Genomic DNA, 13,685 nt, shown 5'->3' on the forward strand with positions numbered 1-13,685 from the left:
TACCAGTGTATTTCGGATACGGGAAAAAATACCTTCCGAATGGGAAAACGGTTTGCGTTCCGACCGAACGCGCGTTCGACCGGGCTGGGACGGCCCGTCGCGTCGACGGAACGCGGAACGACCCGTTACGACGGGCCGACGACTGCAACCGGTCGAACGCGGTGGGACGGTGGCCGTCGTCGCGGTGGAACGATGTCCACCCTTTTCGGCACGGCGGACCGTCTCCGCGGTATGGCACGACGCTCGCGACGTCGATTCCTGCAGGTCTCGCTCGCCGGAGTCGCCACTGCCCTCGCCGGGTGCGGGTTGCCCGGCGGTGGCGGCGAGGGCGGAGAAGGTGGCGAAGGCGGAGAAGGCGGGGAGGGTGGCGAAGGTGGAGAAGGTGGAGAAGGTGGAGAGGGCGGAGAAGGAGGAGAGGGCGGCGAAGGTGAAGAGGGTTGAGCAGGCGGAGAGGAAAGTGGAAAAGGTTGAGCAGGCGGAGGCGAAAGCGGAGAAAGTTGAACAGGCGGAGGCGAAAGCGGAGAAGGCGGAGGAAGGCCGGAGAAGACGACGAAGAGAGAGGGTGAACCGAACCTCGTCGGAGCGAGGACGGAAGGAAAGGGGCTGGAGGCTACGCTCCCGACGAGAGGGAGTGGTCCGCTGGTCAGTAGCGCGAAAAAGCGATGAAACGGCCGGGCCGCCGAACGCGGCTTACTTGTGGCGGTCGAGCAGGTCGTAGCTGCGCTCCCACTCGTAGTCCTCGTCGAAGTACCGCTCGGCCAGCGGCTCCTCGGGCATGTCGCCCGTGGCCTGCTTCTCCTGCTGGTAGGACGGCCGGTCGGTGTCCTGGTAGAATCGACCCGTGAGGACCGTCCCCTCGTAGAGGGCGTTCTCGGCCTCCTGCATCATCTCCGACGCCTCGCCGCGGTCGGTGATGTCGAAGTCGTAGTCGTCGCTGTCCTGCACGTCGATGTACGGGACGTACTGCTTGGCGTCCTTGTTCCAGGTCGGACACTGGGTCAGGAAGTCGACGTGGGCGAACCCGTCGTGCTCCATCGCCTCCGCGAGGATCTCCTTGGCCTGGTTGGGGTTGACCGCCGCGGTCCGGGCGACGTACGAGGCCCCGGAGGTCAGCGCCAGCGACAGCGGTCGCACGGGCTGCTTGGCGCTGCCGTGGGGCTGGGTCTTCGACTTGTGGCCCTTCGGGCTGGTCGGGGACGTCTGGCCCTTCGTCAGCCCGAAGATCTCGTTGTCGAAGACGATGTAGGTCATGTCGTGGTTCTCGCGGGCGGTGTGCATGAAGTGGTTCCCGCCGATGCCGTAGCCGTCGCCGTCGCCGCCCGCCGCGATGACCTCGAGGTCGGGGTTGGCCATCTTGGCGGCGCGGGCGACCGGCAGGGCCCGGCCGTGGATGGAGTGGAACCCGTAGCTCCGGAAGTAGCTCGAGAGCTTCCCGGAGCAGCCGATGCCCGTGACCAGCAGGGTCTCCTCGGGGTTGCGACCGACTTCGGGCATCGCCTGCTTCAGCGCCTTCAGGACGCCGAAATCGCCGCAGCCCGGACACCACGTCGCCTGGGGTTCGATCTCGGGGGTGAACTCGTCTCTGTCGATTTCGCGCTCCTCGCCGATTGCGTTGAATGCACTCATGTTAATCACCCGTCGCGGACTCGATGCGGACGTTGTACTGGCTCAGGTCGGCCTCCCCGCCGAGCCGGCTCTCGAAGCCGGAGACGACCTCCCGGGGCTCGAAGGGGTTGCCGTCGTACTTGAGCAGGCTGTACAGCTTCTCGCCGAAGCGGCCGAGCTGGCCCTGGACGTGCCGGCGGAACTGGGCCGACGCGTTCATCTCGACGACGAGCGCCTCGTCGACGTCCTCGAGGAACGCGGTCACCTCGTCCTTGGGGAACGGCATGATGTCGCTGACGTTCATCGACTTGACCGAGTGACCCGACTCGTTGAGCTGGTCGACCGCTTCCTCGACGACGCCCTTGGTCGACCCGAAGCTGAGGATGCCGTACTCGGCGTCCTCGGGGCCGTAGACCGGCTGGTGGTCCGAGTTCTCGTCGAGCTCCTCGCGGATGGCGTCGAGCTTGGCCATCCGGCGGTTCATCTGGATGGTGCGGTTGTCGGGGTCCTCGCTGATGTGGCCGACCTCGTTGTGCTCGTTGCCCGACGCGAGGAAGTTCCCGCCCTTCTGGCCGGGGAGCGACCGGCGGCTGACGCCGCCGAAGCCGCTGCCCTCCTCGTCGTCGTACATGTACCGCTTGAACCGGCCGGCCTCCTGGACCGCGTCCTCGAGGTCCTGCTCGGTCACGACGCTGCCGAGGTCGGGGTTGGGCTCCTCGTCGAAGACGCCCTCCGGGACGGTCTGGTGGCCGCCCGAGAGCTTCTGGTCGTAGAGGACGATGGCCGGGATCTGGTAGTTGTACGCGATCTCGAACGCCTTGCGGGTCTGCTCGTAGCACTCCGCCGGGTCGCCCGGCGCGAACACGACGCGGTTCGAGTCGCCCTGGCTCGTGTACAGGACGTGCTCTAAGTCGCCCTGCTCGGGCTTGGTCGGCATCCCGGTCGAGGGGCCGGCCCGCATCGCCTCGACGAGCACGATGGGCGTCTCGGTGATCTCGGCGAGGCCGAGCGGTTCGGACATCAGCGCGAACCCGCCGCCCGACGAGCCGGACATCGCCTTCGCGCCGGCGTGGCTCGCGCCGATCGCCAGCGACGCCGCCGCGATCTCGTCCTCGACCTGCTCGGAGATGCCGCCCATCTCCGGCAGGTGCTGGGTCATGATAGTGAACACGTCGGTCCACGGGGTCATCGGGTAGCCCGAGATGAACCGACAGCCCTCGTCGAGCGCGCCGTACGAGATGCCGTGCGAGCCCGAGACCAGCACCGGCTCCTCGTCGTGGCTGCCGGTCGGGGCGCGGAGGTCGTGGGTGTGCTCGTAGTCCTCGTTCACCGACTCGTAGGCCTCCCGGAGGATCTGGAGGTTGGCCTCCAGCACGTCGCCGCTCATGGCGTCCTCCATCAGGCCCTCGATGTGCTCGAGCTCCATGTCGAGCAGCGCCGCGGTCGCGCCGACGCCGGCGGTGTTACGCATGACCTCGCGGCCGTGCTCCTTGGCGAGGCCGCGCAGGTCGAGGTCGTACACGTGCCAGTCGTTCTCCTCGACGCGCTGGTCGAAGTTCTCGATCTCGTCGGTGTCGAGCAGCCCGGCGTCGTAGACGATGACGCCGCCCTCGCGGAGCTCGTCGAGGTTCTCCGACAGCGGCTTGATCTCCTCGTTGCCGTAGTAGGCCTCCTCCTGGGGGTTCCGGGCGAAGCTGTCGCCCAGCGCGAGCAGGAAGTTGTAGTTGTCTCCTCGGGACTTTACCGGCTCGTCCTTGGCCCGAATCTCCACGTACGTGTGACCGCCCCGGATGCGCGACGGATAGTGGCGGTGCGTGAAGACGTTCAGGCCAGAGCGCATCAGCGCCTTGGCGAAGTTCTGGCTCGTCGAGTCGATCCCGTCTCCGGAACCGCCCGCGATTCGCCAGATAAGTTCGTCGTCAGTCATATTCGTAGCTCACGGCCGTTTGGGCCAGTAGGTCAAGATAGGTGAGTGAATCAGTAAAGCCTTTGCTATAGATTAGCAAGGATTGTTCATGAGGAATCGGCGGTAATGGCGGGTTTCTTACTGGTTTTCCACCTCTTGCGACGCCCGCTTCGTCGGCCGAATTCTGTCTCGGTTCCTCTTTACATTATCTTACTTCAAACATGTATTTTATAAGCCATGAGGGTAGAAAGTATTCGCATGCTGAAATGGATATCGGCGGCTCTGCTGGTAGTATTCGTCTCGGTAGCCACTGGAACCGCGGCGTTGCCGCGAACTGACACCGCGTTCGCGAACGAGGCACCGCTCGCAGACGCGGGACTCGACCAGGACGTGACGAAGGGCGCGACCGTCCTCCTCGACGGTACGGGTTCACGCGACCCGGACGGACGCATCCGACACTACAGGTGGTCGATACGGACGCCGGACGGGAACGAGATCACGCCCGACTGCCCCGACTGCGCTCGCACACGGTTCACGCCGACCGAGACGGGCCGGTACCGCGTCACGCTCACAGTCACGGACGACAACGGTGCGGAAAGTTCAGACACGCTCTACGTCGTGGTATCCCCCGGGACGGACCCCTCAATTTCTCTCTCAGGACCGACCCGACCGACCGCCGGGTCGACGGTGAACCTCACGGCGGACCTCGACGCCGGGGCCGCCGCGCTGGACTACGTCGTCTGGACCGTCGACGGCACGCCGTTCGCCAACCACACGCTCTCGGCAGATCAGCGGTCCGACACGGTGGCGAGGCGGTTTCCCACCGCAGGCGAGAGGACGATCACTGCGACCGTCTACGACGTCGACGGTCAGTCGGACACGGCATCGCTCGGCATCTCGGTCACCCCCGAACCGGATACGCCGCCGACGTGGCGTGAGCGGGACCCGAACTCGTCCACTGCCATCGCCGAGCGCGCCGCGCCAGTCGTCGACGGCGATACGGTTGTGACGGGAACGAGACCGCTTCAGGGTCGGTACGACGTTCGCCTGGACGTGTCGTCGGCCAGCGTCCGATCCGTCACGTGGCGCAACACCTCGACTCGAATCGGCACGGGAACCACCCTTCGCCGGAGCTGGGAGCCGGGCGAACACGAACTCTACGCCGTGGTCACGTACGTCGACGGCTCCCAGAACGTCGCGACGTTCGCCGACGGCAGTACCACCGTCGTCGCGGACCCGGCGCCGAACGTGTCCGTCGAGTCACTCGAACGGTTCGGCTCGATTTCGGGGACCGTCGGCGGATCCGACGGCTACGAGAACCTCGAACTGGTCCGCGTCGAGGTCGCTGGAGAGACGGTGGCGACGACCGAGTCGAGGGCTCGCCAGCAGTATCGCTCCCGGACCGGAGCCAGGCAGTTGCTGTCGTTCTGGCACTACGATTTCACGCCCGGAAAGCGGTACCGCGTGACCGTCGTCGCAATCGACGAACGCGGACAGACGACCCGAACGAGCAGGTACATCGAGCCGGTGAAAGAACCGGAGATCGTCCGGTCGGAGTTCGTCAACGGGCCTGTCGATTCGTATCACGAGCGCATCGACCCGAGTCGGTACAAGGCGCATCACGTCCTGAAGATTGATCTGAATGGGGTCGACAAGGGGAATGCCACCGTTAATTTACGACATAGTTCTAAAAATCTGATAAAATTAAGCCAAGAGAAGAAATTCTCTGAGCAGAAATCTCAACTCATTGTCTACTCTTCCTGGGGTGGACAAATTCCAAAGCACTATCATCCAAGGATGGTATTTGACACAAAATTTGAACAAGTAGACTGGGATGGTTCTAATATCAGTAGTTTTCAAGTAACACCTAGTAAACCGGAACTCCGTTTAGATGTTATTAACGACGGTACAAAGGAATACATCACAAGAGACCACGGAATTCTCGTAAATGCAAGCAGTTCGTTCGATCCCGACAAGACGGATCTCAAGTACATCTGGAAGTACGGTGCAACTCCGACGAAACCGGATAATACGACCGCAAAATTCCGTGCATACGAGAGAGCAGCAAGTATCATCGAGGACGGATACGATTTACAAACGAAGCGTAACTTCGACTTCCTGAATTACTTTATTCCGGAAATATCGTCAAAGGAGGTTGTGACTGAAGGGCCGTATTATCCCGGTGATGAAGTACGCCTACGAGTCAAGACAGACGCATACCATCTCTCAAAGCAAACTTACTACGACGACCTCCAAATCGGTATTTCGACGTCGCTGCCGAAGGCAGACGTGGTGAAGTGGGAGACGGTCAAGGCACCCGACAGTGAGCATTCAGAACCGACGGAGTACGCTCGACGCTACGTCGGAATCGTCGAGATTCCGGCATCAGCACTCGTTGAGCAACGTCCTACCGTTACCGTGTACAACAAGGAGAATCGGCGCAAAGAGAGCGAAGTATCGTTCCCTGCCGTGAGTGTGTTGGTCAAGGATGGGCATTACTGGTCAGACCCCACCGTGACGGACTTGACCTACCACATCGAGAAGAAACGAACTCGTAAAGTCACCGTTGAGTCTAGAGAGGAGCGCGATAGGTACATCTCTCAGGGATACGACCTAGAAGAGAGAGAATACAAACCCGAATTCGTTCTCGAGAGACGAGTTCAAGTACAGGACGCGAAGTACGAGACTGTGACGAGAAACTTCTCGTCGAAGCGTATTAGAGACATCTTCCTCGCCTCAGAGTGGACTGCATCCGGGACGAACCTTCGAGAGGTCACCAGAACAGAAACCGAGACGCATTGGCGCGATAGCGTCCAATCGAAATGGCGCGATTCCAACCTGTGGAACGGGGAGTTCACGGGGGACACCCGTCAGGTTGTAGATCCCGCCAAATATCGAACCGATAAGCAGTACGAGTACGAACAAGAGGTCGAGAAGACGGACACGAGGACCGACTGGGAGACGAGAACGGTGACCGTTACTCACACCGGAACGCACACCGTGACCCGGTGTCATGGAACGTTCGCGTGTACTGAGGTCACGGAGACGTACACGTACGAAACATACGAAACGTACCGCTACCCGACCACGGAAACGTACACCTACACAGTCACACAAACGAAGACGTACTGGTCGCCCTTCCCGACCGACCCGCATCATCACTTCACGGGGAAGACGAGACGTGTAAAAGTTGAGGAGGAAACGCAAAAGACGCAGTATGAAATCGCCGAGAAGAACAGACATACGAGCCTCGTCACGCTGTACGAAGCAGAACGGCAAAAGCAAGTGAGTCCGGCAAAGTACGAGTGGAAAGTAGCCTCTACGACAGACGATCGAATGTCTGCGATTCGGAAGGCCAATTCCAACGACGGAGTACGGCTCGGACGGGCGCGGAACAAGACCATCTGGGTCCTCAACAAGACGGAGGTTGATCAGTTTGAAGCACCGAACTACGAGAACGCAGAAAACGTCGTTAGAACCTCCGGCACAGTTAGTGGTGTTCTCGTAGAAAGATATTTCAATCCGCGAACCGGCGAGTGGACGATGAAACGTATTCCCGAACAAACTGAGGTGTTTACCTATAACGGTGCAGTGGATCGTCAGGAGATACAGTTAAATCTACAAGGTATTAACCAAGGAGAGAACTCCTGCAAGCACAACTCTACATGCGATATCTAACAACAAAAATTTAAGTTTCTCTTGTGGCATATAACATATTGACATGATCGGAAGAAAGGTTGTTTTATTGCTTATTGTTACTGGTGCTGTTTTGGCCATCACCTCAACGAATAGTTGTGCGTCTACAGGTGAAGGTAATAGAACGGTGAATGATCCGGCAGGAGTCGTTTATACACTTGATTTTAGAACTACCAATAACACACTGCTTGTGAAAGCAGTTAACAAGGACCAATCACACAAAAGAAGTGGATATAATGTGGTAGTGGACAATAGACGAGTCTACAATTCTAATATCCGATTAGACCAGAACGAAAGTCATACCCAGAAAATATCTATAACTTCTGGACTCAACGTCAACCAAGTCAACCACACCGTCACCTTCGCGACGTACGGAAACTCCACGCAGTTCAACTTCACGCGACATATAAACTCCACCAACCCCGATGTCGTACCCAGACCCCACATCGCGAACGTCGAGGTGACGAACGGCAGGGTCAAGGGCGAACCATCGGCGGTCGCCAAGGTGACCCTCGTCAATCCCTCCGACCAGATATACAGTACGAAACTCTTCGTCCACACGGTCGACACCGACGGGAGCCTGTACCCGGCGTCGGTCCGGCCCGGAGACACGCGGACCATCACCGTCGAACTCCTCGACGAACGCGGGTCGAAGATAGCCGGCGAAGCGCGACTGTACACCGGTAATCTGACGACGAAGGAGGGCGCCATGGATCAGGTCGAGTTCGCCGGGCAGGCCGGAGAGGATACCCAGGTGTGGAACACGTCGTACGAACCCGTCCGACCGACGTGGATGAGCAACAACTACCAGTACCACAACGACAGCTACGCCCGAAGCTTCGGTGAGAAGATCAGCGGCGGACACGAGGTCGGTGACGTTCCGCTGGCGTACGTCGGCCTCGCGTTCGTCGTCGGGTTCACAGCCTTCAGGAAGCTCCGGTAGAACGTCCTACGACTCCTTCGTCCGGATGATCTCCCGCATGTTGACGTAGATGTCGCGCGGCGAGGTCTCCTCGTCGGGGTCGTAGAGGTCGCTGACGCGGTAGAGCATCGCGGCGACCATTTTGCTCTCGGAGCTTTCGCCGCGGACGTCCTCGGCGATCTCCCGCAGCGTCTCGGCCCGTTCCATGTCCGGCCCGTAGGAACCCTGATCGTGCGACATGGTTCAGCGTTGCTGGCGGCGCTTGATAATCCCGACGTTGTTGGCGACGTTCTCGGTCAGCACCCGGAAGGCGTCGCCGGTGTCGCTGTCCTCGTCGAGCACGATGGGTCGGCCCTCGTCGCCGCCGGTCCGGACCGTCGGGTCGATGGGGATGGAGCCGAGGAACGGCATGTCGTTCTCCTCGGCGAACCTCGCGCCGCCGCCCCGGCCGAAGATGTCGTGCTCCGAGCCGCAGTCCGGACACTTGAAGGTGGACATGTTCTCGGCGATGCCGAGGACCGCCGTGTCGTGCTTGCCGAACATCCGGAGGCCCTTGCGAGCGTCGTCGATGGCCACCTCCTGGGGCGTCGTGACGATGACCGCGCCGGTGACCGGGACGCTCTGGAGGAGCGTGAGCTGGGCGTCGCCGGTGCCTGGCGGGAGGTCGACGACCATGTAGTCGAGGTGGCCCCACTCGACGTCCTCCCAGAGCTGGGTTAGCACCTTGTGGACCATCGGGCCGCGCCAGATGACCGGGTCGTCCTCGCCGACGAGGAACGCCATGCTCATCAGCTTCACGCCGAACTGCTCGGGCGGAATCATCGTCTCGTCCTCGGTGGCCCTCGGGACGTCGTCGGCGTCGACCATCCGCGGGACGTTCGGGCCGTAGACGTCGGCGTCGAACAGCCCGACCCGGGCGCCGAGCTGCGAGAGGCCGGCCGCGATGTTGACCGCGACTGTGGACTTGCCGACGCCGCCCTTGCCGGAGGCGACCGCGATGATGTTCTCGACGTTCGGGAGCACCTGCTCGTCGGCGCTGATGCCGTCGTCCACGTGCGCCGAGAGGTCGGCCTCCAGGCCGTGGTCCGAGAGGACCTCCCGGACGCGGTCGGCGATCTGGGTCTCGTGGGGCGAGTAGGGCGCGCCCAGCGCCAGCGAGATGCTGGCGGTGTCGTCCTCGACCGACACGTCGTTGACGAGTCCGAGCGAGACGATGTCGTCCCCGAGGTCGGGGTCCTCGACCTCGCGGAGCAGCTCGCGTACCTCTGAGTCGTCCATACCGGAGGTACGTGCCGAGGCGTCGATAAGCCTTGTCAACTCTCGGGTGGCCTCTAGGGTTCGCGCCGCGAGAAAGCCGCGTTTTCGGCGGAGGCGTAACCAAGAACGGTTACGAGACCGGCGGTGTCGACAGCGATTTTAAGGACTCCCGCGCGAAACGTTCACGAGTGATGTTGGAGGACGACTTCGGGCGCGAGGTCTCCGGCGTGCGGGTCTCGCTCACCGACCGGTGCAACTTCGACTGCGTCTACTGCCACAACGAGGGGCTGGGAGACACCCGGGGGCCGATGGACCCCCAGGACGACGAGATGACCGCCGACGAGGTCGTCCGCTTCCTCGAGGTCGCCCGGGAGTTCGACGTGGAGAAGGTGAAGTTCACGGGCGGCGAGCCGATGCTCCGGGACGACCTGGAGGAGATCATCCGGCGAACGCCCGACGAGATGGAGGTGTCGCTCACGACCAACGGCACCTTCCTGCCGGGTCGCGCCGAGGACCTGGTCGACGCCGGCCTGGAGCGGGTCAACGTCTCGCAGGACGCCCTCGACCCGCAGGCGTTCGCGGAGGTGACCCAGAGCGGCGCCTACGACAAGGTCATCGAGGGCGTCCACGCCGCGGTCGACGCCGGCCTCGACCCCGTGAAGCTCAACATGGTCGTGTTCGAGCACACCGCGGGCTACGTCGAGGAGATGGTCGAGCACGTCGCCGAGAACGAGGGGCTCCAGCTCCAGCTCATCCAGTACATGCCCGAACTCACCGGCAGGCCCGAGTGGAACATCGACATCCAGCGCGTCCACGATTGGCTCGCCGACATCGCCGACGAGGTCGAGACCCGCGACATGCACAACCGCAACCGGTACTGGGTCGGGGGCACCGCCGACGACGAGTCGAGCGGAATGGTCGAGATCGTCGACCCCGTCGAGAACCCGCAGTTCTGCGCGAACTGCCATCGCGTGCGCGTCACGCACGAGGGATACCTGAAGGGGTGTCTGAACCGCAACGACGACCTCCGACCGATGGGCGAGATGACCAGAGACGAGATCAGGGAGACGTTCCGCGAGACCGTGGCGAACCGGGTGCCCTACTACGGCGAGTACATGGTGCGGGGCGAGGACGGCGAGTGGGAGATCAACGACAAGTACGTCGGCGGTGTCGAGGCCTGACCTCGCTTCTGTCACGACCGCCACCGCTCGGTCGCAACGGAACCGGCCCGCACGCTTAACCGCGACTCCGGCGAAACCCCACCCATGAGCGGGACCGAAGCGGTCGAGCGACTCGCCAATGCCGAGCAGAACGACACCGTTCGGGTCGAACTCTCGGACGGCACTACCTTCGAAGGGCCCGCGAGTCCCATCGACTACGTGCCCGAGGAGTCGCTCCGGGTCGAGGTCCGGCCCGAGGGCGGGACCACCGAGCGGTGGGAGCTCTCGGCCGAGTACGACGGCGGGTGGAGCGACCTGACGGTGCGGCACGCCGACGCCGCGGAGAACGAGGACTGGGAGGACCGCGGCACGGTCGAACGGCTCCGGGTCGGCGACGAGGAGGACTGGGACTGGGGCGCGTCCTGACGCTGTCGAATCCGCCACCCATCGCGGGGGTTGAGACGCGGCCGCAGGGAGGCGGCGATTCGTTGTATTTATATACCCGCCACCGGTACGTTTACTCGCAAACCTGTAGGGGCGTCGGGTCCCGAGTCCGGAAGGGCGACAGTGAATGCACGCGTGTCGAGGTAGCCTAGTCTGGCCCACGGCGCAGGGTTGCTAACTCTGTGGCGTCAAGCCTCGAGGGTTCAAATCCCTCCCTCGACGCTTTCCAGTATCCAACCATGAGCACGGAAGAACCACAGGAGGAAGACGAGGACCTCCGATACTTCGTCCGCATCGGGCAGACAGACCTCGATGGGACGAAGTCCGTCGAGCGGTCCCTGACAGAGCTGAACGGGATCGGTCGCCGAGCGGCGCGCATCATCGCCGAGCAGACCGGCGTGGACCGCACGGCGACGTTCGGCCGACTCGACGACGACGAGATCGAGACCGTCGTCGAGGCGGTCGAGAGCTTCGGCGACGAGGTCCCGGAATGGCTCGCGAACCACCGCAACGAGTACTTCTCCGGCGAGACGACCCACCAGACGGGCAACGACCTGAACATGACCCGTCGGCAGGACATCAACCGGATGAAGATGATCGACTCGTACAAGGGCGTCCGCCACAAGCGCGGCCAGAAGGTCCGCGGCCAGCGGACCCGATCGACGGGCCGCACCGAGGGCACCATCGGCGTCAACGTCGAGGAGATCAAGGAGGAGCAGGCCGCCGAAGGCGAAGAAGAGGGTGGTGAGGAGTAATGGCGCTCGGCGAGAACACCAAGTTCTACGAGACGCCCAACCACCCCTACCAGGGCGAGCGCATCTCCGAGGAGCGCAGCCTGGTCGACCGCTACGGCCTCCAGAACAAGGAGGAGCTCTGGCGGGCACAGTCCCAGCTGCGGGGCTACCGCCGCGAGGCCCGGAACCTGCTCGCCCAGCGCGCGCAGGGCGAGTCCGAGGCCGAGGAGGGCGAGGAGTTCGTCTCCCACCTCCAGCGCATCGGCGTCCTCGACGACGGCGACGAGCTCGACGACGTCCTGCTGCTCGAGGTGACCGACGTGCTGGAGCGCCGGCTCCAGACCGTCGCCTACCGGAAGGGCCTGGGCAACACGCCCAACCAGGCGCGCCAGTTCGTCGTCCACGGCCACGTCACCGTCGACGGCCAGCGCGTCCAGGCGCCGTCCTACAAGGTCGAGGTGGCCGAGGAGAGCACCGTCGAGTTCGACGAGAACAGCCCGCTGGCGGACGAACTCCACCCCGAGCGAGCGGAGGGTAACGAATGAGCGAAACTCAGGACGACAAGTGGGGCGTCGCCCACGTGCACGCATCGTTCAACAACACCATCATCACGGTCACCGACCTGACCGGCGCCGAGACCATCGCGAAGTCGTCCGGCGGGACCGTCGTCAAGCAGAACCGCGACGAGTCCTCGCCGTACGCCGCGATGCAGATGGCCGAGACGGTCGCCGAGGAGGTCAAGGCCGCCGGCATCGAGGGCGTCCACGTCCGCGTGCGGGGCCCCGGCGGGAACCTCCAGCAGAACCCCGGACCGGGCGCCCAGGCGACCATCCGGGCGCTGGCCCGCGCCGGCCTCGAGATCGGTCGCATCGAGGACGTGACCCCCATCCCGCACGACGGCACCCGCGCCCCCAAGGGCAAGAGCGGATTCTAACCCATGACGGAAGCATACGAGGTTGAGTTCGTCGAACGCGGGGACCGGGAGGCCCGGTTCCTCGTGCGCGGCGCGACCCCGGCGTTCGCCAACGGCATCCGGCGGGCCATCGTCGCCGACGTGCCGACGCTCTCCATCGACACGGTGCGGATGGTGGAGAACTCGTCGGTGATGTTCGACGAGCAGATCGCCCTGCGGCTGGGCCTGGTCCCGCTCACTACGCCGCTGGGCGAGTTCGAGGAGGGCGACACCGTCACCCTCAGCCTCGACGTGTCGGGTCCGGGGACCGCCTACTCGGGCGACCTCGTGAGCTCCGACGGGATGGTCCAGCCGGCAGACGACAACGTCCCCATCATCGACCTCAAGGACGACCAGCGCCTCGAGCTCGAGGCCGACGCCGTCCTCTCGACGGGGAAGGACCACGCCAAGCACCAGGGCGGCGTGGCGGTCGGCTACCGCCACCTCCAGCGCGTGGAGGTCGTCGGCGACCGCGACGAGTACGACGAGGAGGAGGCCAACATCCTCCGCGGCGTCATCGAGGAGGACGGGGAGCTGATCCCCACCTCGGAGTTCGACCACGACCTCACCAACCGGTACCCCGGCAAGGAGGTCGAGGTCCACGACGTGGACAACGCGTTCGTCTTCCACGTCGAGACCGACGGGTCGCTGACCATCGACGAGCTCGTGACCGAGGCCGCCGCCTCCATCGGCGACCGCGCGGCCGAGCTCGAGGAAGCAGTACAGCTTTAGACCAATGCAGGGCACTTCAGACCGCGTTTCGGCGTTCGACGCTCCCGGAAAGTCGCAGGACTCCGCGGCGACGACGGGGCGTCCCGGTCCGAGTCAGACCGAAACTGGTTTGAAGGGCCACCCACTACACACTGATGCCCGCGACGGGCTGCACGTGTGTTCTCAGACGTGCAGGGATAGCCAAGTCAGGCCAACGGCGCAGCGTTCAGGGCGCTGTCTCGTAGGAGTCCGCAGGTTCAAATCCTGCTCCCTGCACTCCAGTTCTCGATTTCATCAG

Annotated in this window: 13 protein-coding genes and 2 tRNA genes; 11 read left to right on the forward strand and 4 right to left on the reverse strand. The window is 63.2% G+C overall.

Features of this window, described 5'->3' with window-relative positions; all coding sequences use genetic code 11:
* The first annotated feature begins 337 nt into the window (after positions 1–337).
* Complete coding sequence (locus ACQUQF_RS12630) at positions 338–718, forward strand: hypothetical protein (RefSeq protein WP_435179318.1); 381 nt, start codon at positions 338–340, stop codon at positions 716–718.
* Here ACQUQF_RS12630 and ACQUQF_RS12635 read toward each other — a convergent pair.
* Entirely contained in the window at positions 691–1,626 is a 936-nt protein-coding gene (locus ACQUQF_RS12635; RefSeq protein ID WP_435179320.1) for a thiamine pyrophosphate-dependent enzyme, read from the reverse strand. The genes ACQUQF_RS12630 and ACQUQF_RS12635 overlap by 28 nt on opposite strands.
* 1 nt (position 1,627) lies before the next feature.
* Positions 1,628–3,532 carry a 2-oxoacid:acceptor oxidoreductase subunit alpha gene (locus ACQUQF_RS12640; protein ID WP_435179322.1) on the reverse strand — a complete coding sequence of 635 codons (1,905 nt, stop codon included), beginning with the start codon at positions 3,530–3,532 and terminating at the stop codon, positions 1,628–1,630.
* A gap of 237 nt (positions 3,533–3,769) precedes the next feature.
* Between ACQUQF_RS12640 and ACQUQF_RS12645 the strand changes: the two genes are divergently transcribed.
* Together ACQUQF_RS12645 and ACQUQF_RS12650 are read left to right on the forward strand one after the other, a co-directional pair.
* Entirely contained in the window at positions 3,770–7,189 is a 3,420-nt protein-coding gene (locus tag ACQUQF_RS12645) for a PKD domain-containing protein (protein ID WP_435179324.1), read from the forward strand.
* Between the two features lie 43 nt (positions 7,190–7,232).
* Positions 7,233–8,150: a hypothetical protein gene (locus ACQUQF_RS12650; RefSeq protein ID WP_435179327.1), complete on the forward strand. Its 918-nt coding sequence runs from the start codon at positions 7,233–7,235 to the stop codon at positions 8,148–8,150.
* 6 nt (positions 8,151–8,156) lie between these two features.
* On the opposite strand, the gene ACQUQF_RS12655 is transcribed toward ACQUQF_RS12650, so the two are convergent.
* Both ACQUQF_RS12655 and ACQUQF_RS12660 read right to left on the reverse strand, forming a co-directional pair.
* Positions 8,157–8,369 carry a hypothetical protein gene (locus ACQUQF_RS12655; protein WP_435179533.1) on the reverse strand — a complete coding sequence of 71 codons (213 nt, stop codon included), beginning with the start codon at positions 8,367–8,369 and terminating at the stop codon, positions 8,157–8,159.
* A 3-nt stretch (positions 8,370–8,372) separates the two neighbouring features.
* Entirely contained in the window at positions 8,373–9,407 is a 1,035-nt protein-coding gene (locus ACQUQF_RS12660; RefSeq protein ID WP_435179329.1) for an Mrp/NBP35 family ATP-binding protein, read from the reverse strand.
* 170 nt (positions 9,408–9,577) lie between these two features.
* Between ACQUQF_RS12660 and moaA the strand changes: the two genes are divergently transcribed.
* From moaA to ACQUQF_RS12700, 8 genes are all read left to right on the forward strand, one after another.
* Complete coding sequence (moaA, locus tag ACQUQF_RS12665) at positions 9,578–10,567, forward strand: GTP 3',8-cyclase MoaA (RefSeq protein ID WP_435179331.1); 990 nt, start codon at positions 9,578–9,580, stop codon at positions 10,565–10,567.
* Positions 10,568–10,651: 84 nt separating this feature from the next.
* Positions 10,652–10,972, forward strand: coding sequence for a hypothetical protein (locus ACQUQF_RS12670; RefSeq protein WP_435179333.1), 321 nt, complete (start codon positions 10,652–10,654; stop codon positions 10,970–10,972).
* A 155-nt stretch (positions 10,973–11,127) separates the two neighbouring features.
* Positions 11,128–11,212: transfer RNA gene (locus ACQUQF_RS12675), tRNA-Ser, on the forward strand.
* A gap of 17 nt (positions 11,213–11,229) precedes the next feature.
* On the forward strand, positions 11,230–11,745 hold the full coding sequence (locus tag ACQUQF_RS12680) for a 30S ribosomal protein S13 (RefSeq protein WP_435179336.1): 516 nt from the start codon (positions 11,230–11,232) through the stop codon (positions 11,743–11,745).
* Entirely contained in the window at positions 11,745–12,269 is a 525-nt protein-coding gene (locus tag ACQUQF_RS12685) for a 30S ribosomal protein S4 (protein ID WP_435179338.1), read from the forward strand. The genes ACQUQF_RS12680 and ACQUQF_RS12685 overlap by 1 nt, the downstream gene beginning before the upstream one ends.
* Complete coding sequence (locus ACQUQF_RS12690; protein ID WP_435179341.1) at positions 12,266–12,658, forward strand: 30S ribosomal protein S11; 393 nt, start codon at positions 12,266–12,268, stop codon at positions 12,656–12,658. Before ACQUQF_RS12685 ends, ACQUQF_RS12690 begins: the two co-directional genes overlap by 4 nt.
* Before the next feature lie 3 nt (positions 12,659–12,661).
* Positions 12,662–13,408, forward strand: coding sequence for a DNA-directed RNA polymerase subunit D (locus tag ACQUQF_RS12695; RefSeq protein WP_435179344.1), 747 nt, complete (start codon positions 12,662–12,664; stop codon positions 13,406–13,408).
* A gap of 170 nt (positions 13,409–13,578) precedes the next feature.
* Positions 13,579–13,663, forward strand: a tRNA-Leu gene (locus ACQUQF_RS12700).
* Positions 13,664–13,685 lie beyond the last annotated feature (22 nt).

The organism is Halorussus sp. AFM4 (genome assembly GCF_051194995.1).
GTDB lineage: Archaea > Halobacteriota > Halobacteria > Halobacteriales > Haladaptataceae > Halorussus.

Excerpts from the sequence above, each read along its gene's own strand:
- moaA (WP_435179331.1), top strand. The coding sequence starts at position 9,578 with ATGTTGGAGGACGACTTCGGGCGCGAGGTCTCCGGCGTGCGGGTCTCG.
- ACQUQF_RS12680 (WP_435179336.1), top strand. The coding sequence starts at position 11,230 with ATGAGCACGGAAGAACCACAGGAGGAAGACGAGGACCTCCGATACTTC.
- ACQUQF_RS12670 (WP_435179333.1), top strand. The coding sequence starts at position 10,652 with ATGAGCGGGACCGAAGCGGTCGAGCGACTCGCCAATGCCGAGCAGAAC.
- ACQUQF_RS12645 (WP_435179324.1), top strand. The coding sequence starts at position 3,770 with ATGCTGAAATGGATATCGGCGGCTCTGCTGGTAGTATTCGTCTCGGTA.
- ACQUQF_RS12650 (WP_435179327.1), top strand. The coding sequence starts at position 7,233 with ATGATCGGAAGAAAGGTTGTTTTATTGCTTATTGTTACTGGTGCTGTT.
- ACQUQF_RS12655 (WP_435179533.1), bottom strand. The coding sequence starts at position 8,369 with ATGTCGCACGATCAGGGTTCCTACGGGCCGGACATGGAACGGGCCGAG.
- ACQUQF_RS12695 (WP_435179344.1), top strand. The coding sequence starts at position 12,662 with ATGACGGAAGCATACGAGGTTGAGTTCGTCGAACGCGGGGACCGGGAG.
- ACQUQF_RS12660 (WP_435179329.1), bottom strand. The coding sequence starts at position 9,407 with ATGGACGACTCAGAGGTACGCGAGCTGCTCCGCGAGGTCGAGGACCCC.
- ACQUQF_RS12640 (WP_435179322.1), bottom strand. The coding sequence starts at position 3,532 with ATGACTGACGACGAACTTATCTGGCGAATCGCGGGCGGTTCCGGAGAC.
- ACQUQF_RS12685 (WP_435179338.1), top strand. The coding sequence starts at position 11,745 with ATGGCGCTCGGCGAGAACACCAAGTTCTACGAGACGCCCAACCACCCC.
- ACQUQF_RS12690 (WP_435179341.1), top strand. The coding sequence starts at position 12,266 with ATGAGCGAAACTCAGGACGACAAGTGGGGCGTCGCCCACGTGCACGCA.
- ACQUQF_RS12635 (WP_435179320.1), bottom strand. The coding sequence starts at position 1,626 with ATGAGTGCATTCAACGCAATCGGCGAGGAGCGCGAAATCGACAGAGAC.